Annotated in this window: 15 protein-coding genes; 12 read left to right on the top strand and 3 right to left on the bottom strand. The window is 61.1% G+C overall.

All coding sequences use genetic code 11. The features are described from left to right. Positions 1–2: 2 nt before the first annotated feature. A complete protein-coding gene (locus QTL94_RS27960) occupies positions 3–959 on the bottom strand; it encodes an ABC transporter permease (protein WP_026283501.1) in 957 nt (318 codons plus the stop codon). A gap of 143 nt (positions 960–1102) precedes the next feature. Continuing rightward, a complete protein-coding gene (locus tag QTL94_RS27955; RefSeq protein ID WP_289803833.1) occupies positions 1103–2752 on the bottom strand; it encodes an ABC transporter substrate-binding protein in 1650 nt (549 codons plus the stop codon). A 302-nt stretch (positions 2753–3054) separates the two neighbouring features. Here QTL94_RS27955 and QTL94_RS27950 point away from each other — a divergent pair, with 302 nt between their 5' ends. The 6 genes from QTL94_RS27950 (at position 3055) to QTL94_RS27925 (ending at position 9796) form a co-directional block, all read left to right on the top strand. Next, a complete protein-coding gene (locus tag QTL94_RS27950; protein WP_289803832.1) occupies positions 3055–3960 on the top strand; it encodes a dihydrodipicolinate synthase family protein in 906 nt (301 codons plus the stop codon). An 11-nt stretch (positions 3961–3971) separates the two neighbouring features. After that, entirely contained in the window at positions 3972–5156 is a 1185-nt protein-coding gene (locus tag QTL94_RS27945) for a sialidase family protein (protein ID WP_289803831.1), read from the top strand. Positions 5157–5508: 352 nt separating this feature from the next. Continuing rightward, a complete protein-coding gene (locus QTL94_RS27940) occupies positions 5509–6642 on the top strand; it encodes an iron-containing alcohol dehydrogenase (RefSeq protein ID WP_289803830.1) in 1134 nt (377 codons plus the stop codon). 31 nt (positions 6643–6673) lie between these two features. Continuing rightward, entirely contained in the window at positions 6674–7663 is a 990-nt protein-coding gene (gene pdxA, locus QTL94_RS27935) for a 4-hydroxythreonine-4-phosphate dehydrogenase PdxA (RefSeq protein WP_289803829.1), read from the top strand. A gap of 78 nt (positions 7664–7741) precedes the next feature. Continuing rightward, a complete protein-coding gene (locus tag QTL94_RS27930) occupies positions 7742–8707 on the top strand; it encodes a hydroxyacid dehydrogenase (protein ID WP_289803828.1) in 966 nt (321 codons plus the stop codon). Between the two features lie 30 nt (positions 8708–8737). Continuing rightward, on the top strand, positions 8738–9796 hold the full coding sequence (locus QTL94_RS27925) for an Ldh family oxidoreductase (RefSeq protein WP_289803827.1): 1059 nt from the start codon (positions 8738–8740) through the stop codon (positions 9794–9796). Positions 9797–9812: 16 nt separating this feature from the next. Here QTL94_RS27925 and QTL94_RS27920 read toward each other — a convergent pair whose 3' ends face one another. Next, positions 9813–10706: a helix-turn-helix transcriptional regulator gene (locus tag QTL94_RS27920; protein WP_065693086.1), complete on the bottom strand. Its 894-nt coding sequence runs from the start codon at positions 10704–10706 to the stop codon at positions 9813–9815. 216 nt (positions 10707–10922) lie between these two features. On the opposite strand from QTL94_RS27920, the gene QTL94_RS27915 reads away from it, so the two are divergent. The 6 genes from QTL94_RS27915 to QTL94_RS27890 all read left to right on the top strand — a co-directional run bounded on the left by QTL94_RS27915 (position 10923) and on the right by QTL94_RS27890 (position 17168). Continuing rightward, on the top strand, positions 10923–12374 hold the full coding sequence (locus QTL94_RS27915; RefSeq protein ID WP_289803826.1) for an aldehyde dehydrogenase: 1452 nt from the start codon (positions 10923–10925) through the stop codon (positions 12372–12374). 79 nt (positions 12375–12453) lie between these two features. Continuing rightward, positions 12454–13767, top strand: a complete 1314-nt coding sequence (locus QTL94_RS27910) for an ABC transporter substrate-binding protein (protein ID WP_289803825.1) — start codon at positions 12454–12456, stop codon at positions 13765–13767. 8 nt (positions 13768–13775) lie between these two features. Continuing rightward, the gene (locus tag QTL94_RS27905; RefSeq protein WP_289803824.1) at positions 13776–14528 is read left to right on the top strand and encodes an ABC transporter ATP-binding protein; all 753 of its coding nucleotides are present in this window, start codon (positions 13776–13778) and stop codon (positions 14526–14528) included. Continuing rightward, entirely contained in the window at positions 14525–15253 is a 729-nt protein-coding gene (locus QTL94_RS27900; RefSeq protein ID WP_289803823.1) for an ABC transporter ATP-binding protein, read from the top strand. Before QTL94_RS27905 ends, QTL94_RS27900 begins: the two co-directional genes overlap by 4 nt. After that, positions 15250–16146 (top strand): branched-chain amino acid ABC transporter permease, encoded by an 897-nt coding sequence (locus tag QTL94_RS27895; RefSeq protein WP_289803822.1) that lies wholly within the window; start codon positions 15250–15252, stop codon positions 16144–16146. The genes QTL94_RS27900 and QTL94_RS27895 overlap by 4 nt, the downstream gene beginning before the upstream one ends. Then, the gene (locus tag QTL94_RS27890) at positions 16143–17168 is read left to right on the top strand and encodes a branched-chain amino acid ABC transporter permease (RefSeq protein ID WP_289803821.1); all 1026 of its coding nucleotides are present in this window, start codon (positions 16143–16145) and stop codon (positions 17166–17168) included. Before QTL94_RS27895 ends, QTL94_RS27890 begins: the two co-directional genes overlap by 4 nt. Positions 17169–17205 lie beyond the last annotated feature (37 nt).

The following is a 17205-nucleotide window of genomic DNA, read 5'->3' as shown; positions in this document are numbered from 1 at the left end:
GGTCAGCGGCTCCTTCTTGCATCGTTGGCACGCGGATCAAGCAGCGGGTAGAGAACGTCGACCAGAAGGTTCGACATCATCACCAGGAAGGATCCGATAAGCGTGATCGCCAGAATGACGGGATAGTCCGAGTTGGTGAGCGCCTGCACAGTCAGGCGACCGAGGCCGGGGAGACCGAAGACGAGCTCGACGAAGATCGCGCCGTTGACGATGGTGATCATGATCAGACCGAGCTGGGTGACAACAGGCGTCAGCACCGGGCGCAGGATATGGCGCAGCGCCACCACCATCTCAGGCACGCCCTTGGCGCGGGCGGTACGGACAAAATCCTCCGACAGCACCTCGATGACGGCGGCGCGCGTCTGGCGCACGATTAGCGCGATCGGCTGGAAGGAGAGAACGATCAGCGGCAGCAGGATGCGCACGTCGAAGACGCCGCCCCAGCCATAGGGCACCTTGATCATCGGCATTAGCACGATCAGGCCAACCATCAGCAGCGGGCCGGCGACATAGGCCGGGATCGCCCAGAGGAAGAGCGCCGAGCCGAGGATGGTATAGTCGAGGCGGCTGTTCTGGTTCATCGCCGCGATCATGCCAAGCGGAATGGCAATGACCGTCGTGAGGATGATGGAACAGAGCGCCAGCTTGAAGGAAACAGGGGCGGCAGCCGAGACCATGGCCCAAACCGAGCGGCCTGATGTCAGCGAATTGCCGAACTGGCCGTGCAGGAGGTTCCAGATGTAGAGGCCGAACTGCTCGATGAAGGGCCTGTTCAGGCCGGCACTTTCGCGGATGGCTTCGATGCGCTGCGGGTTATAGGCGACGTCGCCGGGTGCGCGCAGAAAGATCAGCTTGATCGGATCGCCAGCGCCATAGAAAGCCAGCGCATAGACGGCCAGCATGACGATAAGGACTGACGGAATCCAGATGGCAAACCGGGTTAGCACGTAGCGTAACAAGGTCACCTCCCACCGGTTGGTAGACACGTTTCCGCGCTCACGCGGACATGCGATGTCTTCTTGAAACTTGCGCGAAGGCCTTGCGGTCTTCGCGCGGTTGCTAAATTGCCCGAAGGCTATCTATTTTCAGGTTTCGGACCGGCTCAGCCGATCGAAATGTCCCAGGGCGCCACGACCTGCCAGTCGAGGTTCTTCTCCATGCCCTTGACCTCCTTGGTAGCCCAGCGCGACATCGCCTGAGAGTACCACGGAATGAAGGCCCAATCCTCGCGGAATGCCTTCTGGGCATCCTGGGCGAGCTTGATGCGATCGGGATCGTCGGCCGCCTTGGTCGCGGCCTCAGTGAGTGCGGCATCGACCTTGTCGTTCTTGTATCCGCCAAGCTTGTTCTGGGCGTTGGACGAGGTCGAGGCGATGCAGCCGGCGAGGTAGGAGACGGCATCGGGCACGCGGGTGCCGACGTCGTCGCGGAAGATCTGCACCGCGTTCTGGTCGGGGCCGGCGTAGGAGTCCTGCTGCGGCTTCATGTCGACGGCGGTGATGCCGAGGTTCTGGCGCCACTGCTCGGCGATGAACTGCGCCGCAGCCTCGATGGCCGGGGCGGAGATGCCGACGAAGAGGATCTTCGGCAGGCGCTCCGGACCGCCGTAGCTGGACTCGGCAAGCAGCTTCTTGGCGGCAGCCGGATCATAGGGATAGGGCTCGAAGCCGGAATTATCCGCGCCGGGAACCGAGTTCAGGATCTGGTCGGCCTTCTTGTGCGGACCATCGGGATAGGAGGCCTTGAAGAGACCGTCACGATCGATCGCCATGATCAGCGCCTGGCGAACCTTCGGATCATCCATCGGTGCGCGGGTGACGTTGAACCAGAAGTGCTGGCTGGTCGGGATCAGCGGGCCTGCGGAGAATTCGGGGCCGAGGTCCTGGATGATCGTCGAGGTGACGAGCTCGGTATGGGCGTTGAATTCGCCCGACTTGATAAGCGACGTCGCGGTGACGTTGTCTTCGATCGACGTAATTTCGATGCGCGCCAGCTTCGGCTTCGGGCCGAAAAAGTTCTCGTTCGGCTCGAATACCAGCTTGCCGGCGTCGATATCGATGCTGGTGAGCTTGAACGGGCCGGAATATACGGCGCTGCTGTCGGGCTTGTACCAATCCGCCACTTCCTCGCCATCGCTGCCGCGCGACTGCGCAGCCTTGGTAATCGGCGCGATGTGGTTGGCAAGACGCATGAAGAAGATCGGATCGGCTTCCGTCAGCGTGACGACGACGGTGCCTTCATCAGGCGTGGCGACGCCCGTCAGCTCGTTGCCGGAACCGGCACCGATTTCCTTGTAGCCCTGAACCTTGCTCAGCACCTGGTCGGCGCGCTGGCTCTTGGTGTTGGGCATGGAAGCGACTTCCCAGGAGCCCTTGACGTCAGCCGAGGTGATCTTGCTGCCGTCGGAGAAGACAGCCTTCGGGTCGATCTTGAAGGTCCAGACCTTGTTGTCAGGCGATTCCCAGCTGGTGAAGACATAAGGCTTGATCTTGCCTTCGCTGTCGAAATACATCGGCGACGCCCACCAGATCGAGTTCCAGCGGAACGGAACACCGCCGCCGCGCAGCGGCGACCAATCCTGGTTGAACGCCGGGTTGGCGACTTTCAGCACCTGGCCGTCATCGGCGAGCACGATACGTGCATTCAGGCCAAAAACGGTGAGGCCAACGCCTGCGGCGAGGCCGAGCTTCAGCGCCTCACGGCGCGACATCTGCGCCTTCTGCGCAGTTTTCCCATCATTACGATCAGTCATCCTGTCCTCCCATGACAAAACCCAGACGCCCTCGTCTTCACTCCACACGAAGATGCGTCACGACATGGCCAAACATTCGCTCGTTAATGTAAATATGTCAATTAAAATTAGCAGATGTCCCCACAATCAAAATCGCTAAAATATTTTATTGTTGTTTTTCTTGTACTTACAGATTCGTCGCAAATTCATTTCCTATTGTCATATTGACAACACCGTTCGCGAAGATGAAGAAAACGCCATCCTGCGGGCCGAGTTCCCGCCCTTGCCGCCGATCGGGGCGGCGTTCATCCGAGGAGGACGACATGAACGCTCACAAGATTACAGGTGTATACAGCGCGGCCGCGACACCGCTGAACGCGGACGGAAGCCCGGATCTCGGCCTGTTTACCGAACACTGCCAGCGCCTGTTGGAAGAAGGATGCCACGGCGTTGCGCTTCTCGGAACGACCGGTGAAGCAAACTCGTTTTCTTCGAGCGAGCGTCGCAACATCCTCGAAGCCGCGCTGAAAGCAGGAGTTCCCGCTGACAAGCTTCTACCCGGCACCGGTGTCGTCGCCATTCCCGAAACGGTGGAACTGACAAGGCACGCGCTCTCGCTCGGCGTAACCAAGGTCGTGATGCTCCCGCCGTTCTATTACAAGGGCGTTACGGACGACGGCCTCTTCACCGCTTATTCGCAGGTACTGAACACGGTCGCCGACAACCGGCTACAGGTCATCCTCTACCACATTCCGCAGGTTTCCGGCGTTCCGCTTTCCGTGCCGTTGATCGGTCGCCTGATTGAGGCCTTCCCTGAAACCGTTGTCGGCATCAAGGAATCTGCAGGCGATTTCAACAACATGCAGGCAATCATCGCCGCCTATCCGGGCTTCTCCGTACTTGCCGGCGCCGATCCTCTGCTGCTCCCGCTTCTCAAGGCCGGCGGCGCAGGCTGCATCACGGCGACGTCAAACCTGGTCGCGGACTCGCTGCGCGCCGTCTATGACAATGTCCACGACGAGGCACAAACCTCGGTCGTCGATGCCGCCCAGGCGCGGATCAACGCCTACCGCGCGCTGTCCAATTCCTACGTGCAGATCCCGACGATCAAGGCGATGGTCGGCCTGAAGACCGGCAATGCTGCATGGAAGCGGACGCGCGCACCATTGATGCCCCTCAGCGAGGCCGACTACGCCGCTCTTGCCGAAAATTACGCAAAGCTGCCGTAAGGAGCCGACCGATGACCTACACAGGCTTGCCGTCGGAAGCCGTTCCGGCATTGATGACTGGCGATATCACGCCCCATCCAAGCGAAAAGGGACGGGCCGAAGCCTATCTGCCCTCCCCCTGCATCCAGAACCACGCTGCCAACCTTGCCTTTTTGCCTGACGGAACGCTGACATGCGTCTGGTTCGGCGGAACCATGGAAGGCATGGGCGACATCTCCGTTTACATGTCGCGACTGGTCCCTGGCGGCTCTCGTTGGTCCGAACCCGAAAAGATGTCGGACGATCCTACGAAATCCGAGCAAAATCCTTTGATTTTCAATGCTCCGGACGGAGCCACATGGCTGCTTTACACCTCGCAAACATCCGGCAACCAGGATGGATCAGTTGTTAAGGCGCGCATTTCGACAGACGGCGGCAAGACTTTCGGAGAACCGCAACTCTTGTGCGGCATCCCAGGGACATTCGTTCGCCAGCCCATCATCGTGAACAGCCGCGGGACCTGGCTCCTGCCCGTTTTCAGGTGCATTGGCCTTCCTGGGGAGCGATGGACGGGTGACGCCGATACCGCAGGCGTGCTGATTTCCCGGGATGCCGGCAAAAGCTGGGTAATGGCCGACGTCCCGGACAGCGTCGGCGCCGTTCACATGAACATTGTCCCGCTTGCAGATGGCAAGTTCGTCGCATTCTACCGGAACCGCTTCGCAGAACAGATCCTCTCGAGCCACTCCGATGACGAGGGCGAGACCTGGAGCGTGCCAGCGCCGATCGATCTGCCCAACAACAACTCGTCAATCCAAGCCACCCGCTTGAAAAATGGCGATATTGCAATGGTTTACAACCATTCCAACGCCATGTCATCCGATGCGCGCAGGCTGTCGCTCTATGATGAAATCGAAGGCGATGAACAGGAAGAATCCGCCACACCGCAGCCTTCGGACCGACGCAAAGCGATATGGGGCGTGCCGCGCGCACCTCTCAGCCTCGCATTCTCGTCTGATGGTGGGCGGAGCTTCCCGCGCCGGGTCGATCTCGACACTGGCGACGGCTATTGCCTCAGCAACAACTCCAAAGACGCCTTGAATCGGGAGTTTTCCTATCCTTCGATCACCGAAGGTTCGGATGGAGTGATCCATATTGCCTATACGTACTATAGGCGCGCGATCAAATACGTGAGGCTATCGCCTCCGGCTGTCTAGCGCGCAAGCGCACGCGCCCAAGTCAGATGCCCATTGAACAGGTGCGCCGTCAGCGACGGATTCTCGCACCTGTTTGACCGAACTTGTCCTATTATTTAACAATTCCGTCACCCTGCGAGCTCCGACACACGGCACGGAGCGCAGACAAAATTACATGCCGATGTTATGCAGCATTATCACATTAAAACAATATGTTGATCGTGTTTTCAAACACTTCATCGGGAACCGCAGATCGGAAAAGTGAAACAAATTCGACTGCGAAGCTTGCCAAGCAAGGCAGCTTTGTATAACAAATTTACATCTTAAGCGACACCTGTGAGTGCCGCAGCAGCGTCAGGGGAGGATTGATCCAATGGTCAGTTTGGATTCGCCTATCACAATCGTTCGGCCACACCATATCGAATTTGGCGTCGGCACCGCCGACCGCCTCGGAAAGTGGGCAAGCGAAAGAGGCTACAGCCGAATCCTCGTGATTTCCGATGCGTTCAACGCGACACGCGTCGATGCGCTCGCCCTGAAGGGCGACATCACCGTCTTTTCCGAGGTCACGCCCGAGCCCGACATCGCCAATCTTGACAAGGTTCTTGCCGCGGCGAACGCAGCAGACGCCCAGCTGGTGGTCGGTTTTGGCGGCGGCAGCGCCATGGACCTGGCAAAGCTGGCTGCCGTTCTTGCCGGATCGGGCCAGACCCTGCATGAGGTTGTTGGGCCCAACAAGGTGCGCGGCCCACGCCGCGCCGCGCTCGCACAGGTGCCGACGACATCGGGAACCGGCAGCGAAGCCGGCATCCGTGCGCTGGTAACGGATCCGACGACATTGGCCAAGCTCGCCGTGGAGAGCATCCATATGCTGGCCGACATCGCCGTCATCGACCCGGCGTTGACATTTACCGTGCCCGCTCGCACCACGGCCGCAACAGGCGTGGATGCGATGGCGCATTGCGCCGAGGCCTTCACCAACCGCAAGGCCCACCCGATGATCGATCTCTACGCGATCGAGGGGACGCGGCTGGTCGGAAAGTATCTGGCGCGCGCCGTCAAGGACGGTTCGGACGCCGAAGCGCGCGCCGGGCTGTCGCTCGCGTCGCTCTATGGCGGCTTCTGCCTCGGCCCAGTCAACACCGCCGGCGGGCATGCGCTGGCCTATCCGCTCGGCACTCGTTGGCATGTCGCGCATGGAGCGGCAAATGCGCTGATCTTCCCGCATGTGCTTGCCTTCAACACGCCATCCGTGCCGGACAAGACCCGGGCGATCATGGAGGCACTCGGCCATCAGACGTCCGCAAACGTCGGCTCGGTCTTCGAAGCAGCCTACGCATTCTGCGCCGATCTCGGCATCGAGATGAAGCTGTCGGGCCTTGGTGTTCCCGAGAGCGACCTCGACGCGATGGCGGACGATGCTTTTGCGATCCGCCGTCTTCTCGATAACAATCCGCGCGATCTGTCGCGCGCCGATATTCGTTCGATCTATGAGGCCGCCTTCTAGGCGCGTTGCCACTCGAAAAGGAATGTGACTGATGGACAGGAATGCAAAAGTCGCCGTGACGCTGGGCGATCCCGCGGGTGTTGGTCCGGAAGTGATCGTCAAGGCGCTTGCCGCGCTGCCTGAACAGGAACGCGGTGATTTTGTCATCGTCGGCAATACCGAAGCGCTCGAGCGCGCCAACCAGGCGGCGGGAACCGGCCTCTCCTTTACGCTAGCCAGCGCGCCCGCTGCCGGCAAGATCGCCGTTGACGAAGTGGACCTTGGCGCAGCCCTTCCCGAGATCGGCAAGGTCAGCGCTGTCGCCGGCGACGCCTCCGTGCGCTACATCAGCCGAGCGGTCGATCTTGCGCTCACCGGTCAGGCCGACGTTATCGTCACCGCGCCGATCAACAAGGAAGCGATGAACCTCGCTGGCCACCATTTCGACGGCCATACCGGCCTGCTCGCGCATCTGACCGGTTCAAAGAGCTCGTTCATGCTGCTCGCGTCGGAACGTCTGAATACGATCCACGTCTCGACGCATATCTCGCTGAAAGGCGCAATCGAGCGCGCCAAGACGGAGCGCGTGCTGGCAACGATCGAGGCCGGACACAAGCACTTCATGCGCCTTGGCAAGAAAGCCCGCATCGCCGTCGCCGGCCTCAATCCGCATTGTGGAGAAAACGGCCTGTTCGGCACAGAGGACACCGAGTTTCTCGCGCCGGCGGTCGAGCTGGCACAGGCCAAGGGCATCGACGTCGTCGGCCCGATTTCGGCCGACACCGTTTTTGCGCGTGCCTACAACGGGGCGTTTGATCTCGTTATCGCGCAGTATCACGACCAGGGCCATATACCGATCAAGCTGGTGGCTTTCGAAACCGCCGTCAACGTCTCGCTAGGCTTGCCGATAGACCGCGTTTCGGTCGACCATGGAACCGCATTCGACATCGCCGGCACCGGCAAGGCCAATCACGTGAACATGCTTTCGGCCATCGCCTATGCCCGACTGATGGCGCGGTCACCGCGTCAGCAGGCAGCCTGACAGCCGGGTAAGCGACCGTGTTGCGACGGCAGCGCCTACGCCGCCGTCCGGTACCGGATGCCGTGGGAGGAGATTGTAATGGACAGGACAGTTGTCATTCTCGGCGGAGATCTTGCTCCCGAAGGGCGACTGCTTTTGGAAGCCGCCGGTGCGACCGTCTTGGCCACACCCGCCTATATCGACCGCAAGGCTGTGATCGAAATCCTGGAGACCCACAAGCCGGATGCGGTGATCGTACGACTGCTCAGCGACAGGCTGGGGCACGAGGAGATGATCGCAGGAGGCAAGCTTCGTCACATCGCCAAGCACGGCGTCGGCACCAACGATATCGACGTCAAGGCGGCGACCGAACTGGGCATCGGCGTTTCGATGACGACCGGCAGCAACGGACATTCCGTCGCCGAACACGCGCTGGCGCTTATCATGGCGCTGGTCAAGGATCTCCCCAGGCAGGATGCACTGATCCGCGATGGGATCTGGGACAAGAACCAGTATCAAGGCCGGGAACTGCGGGGCCAGCATCTCGGCATCGTCGGCTTCGGCTTCATCGGCCAGACGCTTGCCGGAATGGCCAGGGCGATCGGGATGACCGTTTCGGCCTTCGACCCGCACACGCCCGACAGCGCCTTTGGAGACAACTTCAGCCGCGACACTGATCTCGATGATCTTCTTGCCAAATCCGACATCGTCAGCCTGCACTGTCCGCTGACGCCGGAAACGCAAAACCTCATTGACGCGCGCCGCATTCGGCTCATGAAGCCTGGTGCCTTCCTGATCAACACCGCCCGTGGCGAAGTCGTGGATGAGAAGGCTCTTACGGCAGCGCTTGAGGACGGACATCTGGCCGGCGCAGGGCTCGACAGCTTCGCGGTGGAACCACCCGGCATTGCAAACCCGTTGTTCCAGCTCTCGAACACCCTCGTAACGCCGCACGTGGCCGGCGTCACTCTCGACGCCAAGCGCGCCGTCTCGGTGATGTCAGCCGAGAACGTACTAGCCGTTCTCAATGGGAACACACTCGCGCCGCGTTTCCTCGCCCGTTGACGACGGCGCAAAATCTGATGGAGATCTCCCATGGGTGATACGCCTGACATCCGCTACATACCCGAAGCGCTACGGGCGTTCACTCGCGACGTCTTTCTGGCAGCAGGCCTTGAAGACGCGAAGGCTGCGACCGTTGCACACTATCTCGTCGAAGCGGACCTGCTGGGACATACGACGCATGGCCTGGCATTGGCCGGCTGGTATCTGCAGAGCATTGCCGATGGCGTCATGACACGGGCCGGTGAGCCGGAGATCCTGTCGGATCGCGGCCCCGCAATCGCATGGCGCGGACGCCGCCTCCCCGGCGCCTGGCTGACGTCGGAGGCGGTCAAATTGGCCTGCGAACGTGCCGCAACCTTTGGAACTGCGACGATCACCATTGCCGACAGCCACCATATCGGCTGCCTCGCGGCCTATCTCACAATTGCGACCGACCGTGGCTACATGGTCAGCATTGCCAGCTCCAGCCCCTCCGGCGCACAGGTTGCGCCTTATGGCGGGCGAAAGGGCGTCTATACGCCCAACCCCGTGGCCCACGGCATCCCGACGCCGGACGACCCGATTTTGATCGACATCAGCGCGTCGATAACAACGGTCAACATGGCGCAGCGCTTGGTGCGCGAGGGGCGACAGTATGAGTATGAATGGCTGCTCGACGAGCAGGGAAACCCCAGCCGTGATCCGCGGGTTATCGATCGAGGGGGAACCTTGCTACCGGCCGGTGGCCTAGACCACGGGCAGAAGGGCTATGGCATGGCACTTCATGTCGAAGCCTTTACCCAAGGGCTGGCCGGCTATGGCCGCGTGGATGCCCCCAAGGGCACGAATGCGGCGGTAACGGTCCAGGTTTTTGATCCCGACGCCTTCGGCGGCCGCGACGCATTTCTGCGTCAGACAGGCTGGCTTGCGTCCGCCTGCCGCGAAAATCCTCCCCGCCCCGGTGTTCAGCGCGTCCGCCTGCCCGGCGAAAATGGCCTTGCCCGCAAGCGTACCGCCGCGAGCGAGGGTGTTTCATTGGCTTCCGGCATCCTGGGGCCGCTCGTGGCGAAGGCAGAGGCGTTGGGTGTGACCCCACCCAGCCCGCTGTAATGCGGGCTGCACCACGCTATGGCCAATCAGCATAGCCGGAGGACAGGACCTCATTGTGTGAGCCGGCCGCAGCTCGCGCCATTTGCCGATATTTCTGCGGTGACAGACCCGTGCGCTTGGAAAAAAACTGACTGAAATAGGTCGCTTCGTGAAATCCCAACGCGTCGGAGATTTGCTGAATTGAGCGATCCGATCGCTCGAGCCTCAGCTTCGCTTCCTGGATAAGCCGCTCGTGGAGAAGCTGTATCGGCGAGCGCTGTAGCTCACGCTGGCATATGGCGTGAAGGCGATCCGGCGTCACGCCGAGTTCGCGTGCGTAGTCGCCAATCGGCTTGTGTTGCAGGAACCATCCTTCGACGAGCTGCCGGTATCGCTGGAGGACCGAACCACGCCGCCCCTTGTGGGCAAGCTCACCTTCGCCACCACCGTCAAACCGCCACACCGCCATCAAAATGAGCCGGAGGTAGGCGGATACGACCATCCAGGAAGCGCTTTGAGGATCGGCCAGCTCATTCGCGTAGCCCGCGAACAACGGCGCCAAATCCTGGGAAAACTGCGGACCGAAATCGTTGATCAGCTTCAGCTGCTCGGTGAGAATTCTGAGCGAATAGGCCTCGACGCGGTCGCCAACGGCATCCGCCAGAAGGTGTGGTGACGCGCCGATCAGATAGCCATGACCGCCGGCGGCAATCCCGATCTCGTAACGGTCATGAAACGGCAGCGACACCAGCGACGGCCCCTTCATGAACCGCTCGTCAAAGTTCTCGGAACGAAGCGTCGCACTGCCCGCCGGCAGGAAGAAGAAATGATGGAAATCAGCGTAGATGCCCTTCTGAAAATGAAGGGTCCGCTTCGACAAGGCGGAATCATGCCGTTCGCCCCGCGCGTGGTGATAAAGTCCGCTTTCCACACACCTCTCCCAATATGTCGACCTATATTCCCCGAATTATTATATGATTTAGCCAAAAAAGTATAATTCTTGGCTTGGCATTCGGCGTAGGATTTCTTCATCGGCCTTTGGGAGGAGGCATCCGGTATCGCTGGATGGGCGGCACGCTGCCCGGGATTATCGATTCACCTTCCATCGGCGCTGCGGGCTCGCCCCGCGTTTAAACGGGTGTCGCTGGTGTTTGTTACAAAACTCCTCATTCACGATCAGGAAACGGATGCATCCGATGCCTCGACGTTCGAGCGCATCAGCCCCGTCACGGGTGACCTCGTTACGATCGCCGCCGCGGCATCCCCCGCAGACATGGATCTCGCGGCGGATTCGGCCGCTGCAGCCTTCCCGGATTGGTCGGATGCCCCACCCGGCGAGCGACGTGCGTTGCTCAACCGCGTGGCAGATCTGATTTCAGCCAGAACGATAGACCTGATCGCGGCAATGATCGAGGAAACCGGCGCAACCGAACTTTGGGCGAAGATGAACTGCGAACTGGCAGCTGACATTTTCCGCGACGCCGCCGCGATGACCACCCAGATAACCGGCGAAATCATTCCCTCTTCGATCTCCGGCAACATGTCGCTGGCGGTTCGCCAGCCGGCGGGCGTCTGCGTCGGAATAGCGCCGTGGAACGCACCGATCATCCTCGGTGCTCGCGCCATCGCCATGCCGCTCGCCTGCGGGAACACCGTGATATTGAAGGCGTCGGAACTCTGCCCGAAAACGCACTGCCTGCTCGGTGAAATCGTGCGCGCCGCAGGCTTCCCGCCAGGCGTGGTCAATGTTGTCACCAACGCTCCGAAGGATGCGGCGGCGGTCGTCGAGGCGCTGATTGCACACCCGGCGGTGCGGCGGATCAATTTCACCGGGTCAACGCGCGTCGGGCGTATCATTGCCGCTCTCGCCGCCAAGCATCTGAAGCGCTGCCTGCTGGAACTCGGCGGCAAGGCACCGTTCATCGTGCTCGCGGATGCCGATATCGATGAGGCCGTGCGCGCCGCTTCCTTTGGCGCCTTCATGAACCAGGGCCAGATCTGCATGTCCACCGAGCGGATCATCCTGCTCGACGAGATCGCCGACGAGTTCGTCGACAAGTTCAAGGCAAAGGCAACCCAGCTCGTGGCCCGGGATCGACGGGAGGCGCCAAGCCCGCTGGGGGCGATCATCAGCCTTGAGGCGGCACGCCGCGTCACCACGCTCGTCGACGACGCGTTGCAGAAAGGCGCCAAATTGTTGTGTGGCGGCCTCGCGCGCGGAGCATTCATGGACGCGACGATCCTCGATCACGTGACGCCCGCCATGCGCATCTATCGGGAAGAGAGCTTCGGGCCGCTGGCAGCCATCATTCGCGTCAGCAGCAATGACGAGGCCGTCACGATCGCCAACGACAACGAGTATGGACTGTCATCGGCGGTGTTCAGCCGCAACATCCAGGAAGCGCTGGCAGTGGCCAAGCGCATTGAATCCGGCATCTGCCACATCAACGAAGCCACGGTTTCTGACGAACCGCAGATGCCGTTCGGCGGAGTGAAAGCGAGCGGATACGGCCGCTTCGGCGGCAAGGCCGCCATCGACGAGTTTACGGAATTGCGTTGGATCACCGTCGCGACGGGCAGGCGCGACTATCCGATCTGACGCGAGAAGCACGAGTGGAGCGTGCCTGAACGTTACATGGGGCCAAAGGTTTAGGGCCAAATTCTGGGAGGAGTGAACCATGACGAAAGACCATAAGGAAACGAATTCGATGCCGTTCACACGGCGCGGCTTCATGGCCGCCACCGCAGCCGGCGGCATGACGCTTGCCATCGGCAGCAGATCGGCGCTGGCCCAGGCCGACGACACGATCAAGGTTGGCTTCATCAGCCCGCGCACCGGGCCGCTCGCAGGCTTCGGCCAGACCGACGGCTACGTGCTGGACCTCGCAAGGAAGGCACTGGCTGGCGGTCTGCAGGCCGGCGGCAAGACATGGAAGGTCGAAATCATTGACCAGGACACACAATCGGATCCGTCCCGTGCCGGCCAGCTTGCCAAGGACCTGATCAACAATCGCGGCATCGACCTCATGCTCGCGGTCTCGACCCCCGAGACGATCAACCCGGTAGCAGACGCCTGTGAAGCCGCAGGCGTGCCCTGCCTTTCGACAGTGATGCCCTGGGAAGCTTGGCATTTCGGTCGCGGCGCAAAGCCCGGCGCTCCCTCGCCGTTCAAATGGACCTATCACTTCGGTTTCGGCGTCGGCGAATTCCACAAGACCTATGTGTCGCAATGGAATCTGATCAAGACCAACAAGAAGGTCGGCGTCATGTATCCCAACGATGCAGACGGGAACGCCATCCGCGCCAATCTGGCCCCACTGCTGGCGAAGGACGGCTTTACCATCGTGGATCCGGGTCCCTACGAGAACGGCACCAGCGACTACTCCGCCCAGATCGCGCTGTTCAAGCGCGAGGGAGTCGAGATCTTCAGCAGTTTTCCGATTCCGCCCGACTTCGCAGCATTCTGGCGCCAGGCCGCTCAGCAGGGCCTGACTCGCAAGATCAAGATCTGCCAGGTCGCCAAGACTGGTCTCTTCCCGTCCGATATCGAGGCACTCGGCAAGCTCGGCGTGAATGTGAGCAGCGCCGCATACTGGCACAAGGCGTTTCCTTACAAGTCGCCCCTTACCGGCGTCTCGGGAACGGAGTTGGCCGATGGCTATGAGGCGACGAGCGGCAAGCAATGGACACAGCAGCTTGGCGCCAGCCTGTCACTGCTCGACGCGGGCTTCGACGCACTCAAGGCCAGCACCGATGTGAAGAGCAAGGAAGCGGTGGCCAAGGCGCTCAGCACGCTAAAGACCACGACCATCGCCGGCAAGGTGGATTTCACCTCTGGACCGGTTGCGAACGTCTCGCCGGGGCCGATCATCGGCACACAGTGGGTAAAGGCGCCGGAAGGTTCCAAGTTCGCGCTCGACTATGTCGTCACCGAGAATGTCACTGATCCGAACGTTCCGGCCAGCGGCAAACTCATCCCCTACAACGGGTGAGCGGGCCAGTGCACCAGCAATTTCAAAAGGGGCCGAGAGGAGAGTTTCTCTCGGCCAACGGCATCAGCAAGAGCTTCGGCGCGCTTGTCGTGATCGAAGATCTGGATTTCACCATGGGCGTCAACGACGCTGTCGGCATCGTCGGCCCCAACGGCGCCGGCAAAACGACACTGCTCAGCATATTGGCCGGTGCATTCGCGCCAACCAGCGGCGCTATTTCCTTCGCGGGCCATGACGTTACGGCGATCACGGCCGCCGGCCGATGCAAGGCCGGCCTGGTGCGCACGCATCAGATTCCGAAGCCATTCAGCGGCATGACCGTCTTCGAAAACGTATTCGTGGCCGCCGCTCATGGCGAGATCTCAGCCCGCGAAGAAACCTACGACCGTGTGGTCGATTCCCTATCGCTTTGCGGCATGCTTCAGGTCGCCAACCGGCAGGCAGACTCGCTTGGCTTACTCGACCGCAAGCGCCTTGAGCTCGCCCGGGCGCTGGCAACCAATCCGAAACTGATGCTTCTCGACGAGATTGGTGGCGGCCTGACCGACAGCGAAGCGAGCGAGCTTGTCGCAACGATCCAGGAGCTTCGGCGCCGAAGCATCGGCATCGTCTGGATCGAGCACATTGTTCACATCCTTCTCCAGGTCGCCGACCGCCTCATCTGCATGGACGCCGGCCGCATTATCGCCGACGGCGACCCCAAGGCCGTGATGAGCGACGAGCAGGTGATGAAAGCCTATCTCGGGAGATCGCCGCTATGAGCATGCTCTCAATCCAGAACCTCGAAGTCCGCCATGGCTTGCTGAAGGCCGTGCGTGGTGTCAGCTTCGAGGTCGAAAAAGGCGACGTTCTCGCCCTCGTCGGCGCGAATGGGGCCGGCAAGACGACATTGTTGAGGTCGATCGCAGGCGCACATCTGCCCGCCTCCGGCAAAATCCTCCTTGAAGGCAAGGACCTCACGCACGTTCCCTCGCACAAGCGGATTGCGATGGGCGTCGCACTGGTACCGGAAGGTCGCCGGCTCTTTTCACAGATGACTGTCGAAGAAAACCTGCTGCTCGGCAGGACATCGGGCCGCAAGGGCGAATGGACTGTGGACCGGGTCTTCGACGCGTTCCCGAACCTCGTACCGCGTCGCCACGCAAAGACGGGCCATCTCTCCGGCGGAGAACAGCAGGCAACAGCGATTGGACGCGCGTTGATGAGCAATCCCGACGTCCTGCTTCTCGACGAGGTATCCCTCGGCCTGTCGCCGCTGGTTGTCGATCGCGTCTACGCCCAGCTGCAGAAGCTTCTGACATCCGGAACGACGATCATCCTGGTCGAGCAGGACCTTGGGCGGGCGATGAGCGTGGCGAGCCACGTCATCTGCATGTTGGAGGGCAAGATCGCGCTCGACAGCCCTGCCTCGGTGGCTTCACGCGAACAGATCACGCAAGCCTACTTCGGGCTGCACCGCAGCGACAGCAGGAGGGTGACACAATGATGGACAGTCTTATTCAGGGTATTCTCCTGGGCGGCTATTACGCCGTGATCGCCTGCGGCCTCTCCTTCATGTTCTCGGTGATGCGGATCATCAATCTGGCTCATGGCAGCCTGGCAGTCGCTGCTGCCTATGGTCTCTGGCTGCTTGCCGACAAATTTGGCGTGTCGCCAATTGCGGGGCTGGCGATCGTGTTGCCGATCATGGCCGCCATCGGATGGGCCCTGCAGCGCTTCATTCTCGAGCGCAGCGCACGTGGAAGCGCTCTTCTTCCGATCCTGACCACCTTCGGGCTGTCGATCATCATCGACAACCTGCTCTTCCAGCACTTTGGTGCCGACACGCGATCGCTGGCGCCTTTCCTCGGCGATCTCTCCTATGATTCCTGGGAGCTGCCCGGGGAAATCTATGTCGGCAAACTTTCAGTGATCATGATGGTGGCGGCTGTCGCCATTCTCGGTGGTCTCCAGCTGTTCCTCAGCCGTTTCGCGTTGGGCAGGGCCATTCGGGCCACGGCCGAGGACCCGGACACGGCCGGTCTCGTCGGCATCGATGCGCGAAAGATCAACGCCGTTGCCACCGCCATCGCCATGGTGACGGTCGGGATCGCGGGGGCGTTCCTCGCCATGCGGGCGACGTTCGACCCCTACTCGGGCGGCCCTCAGCTGCTCTTCGCCTTCGAAGCGGCAGTCATCGGGGGCGCGGGTTCGCTTTGGGGCACATTGGCTGGCGGCATCGTCCTCGGTCTCGCGCAATCGCTCGGCGCCCAGCTTCATCCGCAAGGTTTCCTGATTGGCGGCCACCTTGTATTCCTGCTGGTGCTCTTTGCCCGGCTGTTCCCGCTGCGCGGCGCCCTTCTCGGCAAGCTCCGCACGACCGTCCGGAGCCACGCATGACATATGTTCCGAAAGACTTTTCCGTCGAACGCTGGACCCGATCCTCGCGCCTTGCCGTGCTCGGCGGCGTTCTCCTTCTTGCATTGTTTGCGACTGCGCCGGCATGGATGGGCGCTGGCGCCGTCGATCGCATGACGGCCTTGTTCATCTACGTGATCCTTGCTGCCATGTGGAACGCGCTGGCGGGCTATGGCGGCCTCGTCTCTGTCGGCCAGCAGGTCTTCTTTGGGCTTGGCGCGTACTTTACGGTGCGGCTTGCGGATGCCGGCCTCAATCCTTTCATCTCGCTCGTCGTCGCGGCATTCATCACCGCTCTTTTGTCGATCCCGCTGTCGTTTTTCATGCTGCGCCTGAAGGGCGGCGAGTTCGCGATCGGGATGTGGGTGGTGACAGAGATCGTTCACCTGCTTGTCAACCTCGACCAGCTCATCCAGGGCGAGACCGGGACCTCGCTGATCTCACTCAACGTCTACGATAGCCAGACGCGACGCGCGACGATCTACTGGATGGCGCTTGTGGCGATGGCCGGTCTCCTCGGCCTTCTGTTTGCTGTATTGCGAAGCCGAGCTGGAGCAGCCATCCAGGCCATACGAGACAACGAGGACGCCGCCATGTCGGTTGGCGTCAAGGTCATGGCAACGAAACGCCTGCTCTTCGTACTTGCCGCGTTCGGTGTTGCGGTCGCCGGCGGCCTCTGGCTTGCAACGGCGACGACGTTCCAGCCCAAGACTTACTTCAGTATCCAGTGGACGGCCTACATGATCTTCATGGTCCTGGTCGGTGGGATCGGCAAGTTCGAAGGAGCGATCCTCGGTGCGGTGCTGTTCTTCGTCATCGAGACCTATTTCGGCAATCTCGGTGTCTGGTACCTGATCGGCCTCGGCGCGACGGCAGTGCTGTTTTCGCTCTACCTTCCCTCGGGTCTTTGGGGCGCAATCGAACAACAGTCCGATGTCCAGCTACTGCCTGTAGGCTACCGGCTCAAACTACCCGCCAACCTCGTCAAACAAGAAGATCGATAGGCTCGCGAACCGCGGACTATCGGGAAAGGTGAAGTCA

The sequence above is a fragment of the Rhizobium sp. S96 genome (assembly GCF_030382195.1).
Lineage (GTDB): Bacteria > Pseudomonadota > Alphaproteobacteria > Rhizobiales > Rhizobiaceae > Rhizobium.
This window is presented reverse-complemented; position numbering and strand designations above follow the sequence as displayed.

What these genes read in the sequence shown, in the direction of transcription:
- QTL94_RS27955 (WP_289803833.1), bottom strand. Translation starts at nt 2,752, where the DNA reads ATGACTGATCGTAATGATGGGAAAACTGCGCAGAAGGCGCAGATGTCG.
- QTL94_RS27950 (WP_289803832.1), top strand. Translation starts at nt 3,055, where the DNA reads ATGAACGCTCACAAGATTACAGGTGTATACAGCGCGGCCGCGACACCG.
- QTL94_RS27945 (WP_289803831.1), top strand. Translation starts at nt 3,972, where the DNA reads ATGACCTACACAGGCTTGCCGTCGGAAGCCGTTCCGGCATTGATGACT.
- QTL94_RS27940 (WP_289803830.1), top strand. Translation starts at nt 5,509, where the DNA reads ATGGTCAGTTTGGATTCGCCTATCACAATCGTTCGGCCACACCATATC.
- pdxA (WP_289803829.1), top strand. Translation starts at nt 6,674, where the DNA reads ATGGACAGGAATGCAAAAGTCGCCGTGACGCTGGGCGATCCCGCGGGT.
- QTL94_RS27930 (WP_289803828.1), top strand. Translation starts at nt 7,742, where the DNA reads ATGGACAGGACAGTTGTCATTCTCGGCGGAGATCTTGCTCCCGAAGGG.
- QTL94_RS27925 (WP_289803827.1), top strand. Translation starts at nt 8,738, where the DNA reads ATGGGTGATACGCCTGACATCCGCTACATACCCGAAGCGCTACGGGCG.
- QTL94_RS27910 (WP_289803825.1), top strand. Translation starts at nt 12,454, where the DNA reads ATGACGAAAGACCATAAGGAAACGAATTCGATGCCGTTCACACGGCGC.
- QTL94_RS27900 (WP_289803823.1), top strand. Translation starts at nt 14,525, where the DNA reads ATGAGCATGCTCTCAATCCAGAACCTCGAAGTCCGCCATGGCTTGCTG.
- QTL94_RS27895 (WP_289803822.1), top strand. Translation starts at nt 15,250, where the DNA reads ATGATGGACAGTCTTATTCAGGGTATTCTCCTGGGCGGCTATTACGCC.
- QTL94_RS27890 (WP_289803821.1), top strand. Translation starts at nt 16,143, where the DNA reads ATGACATATGTTCCGAAAGACTTTTCCGTCGAACGCTGGACCCGATCC.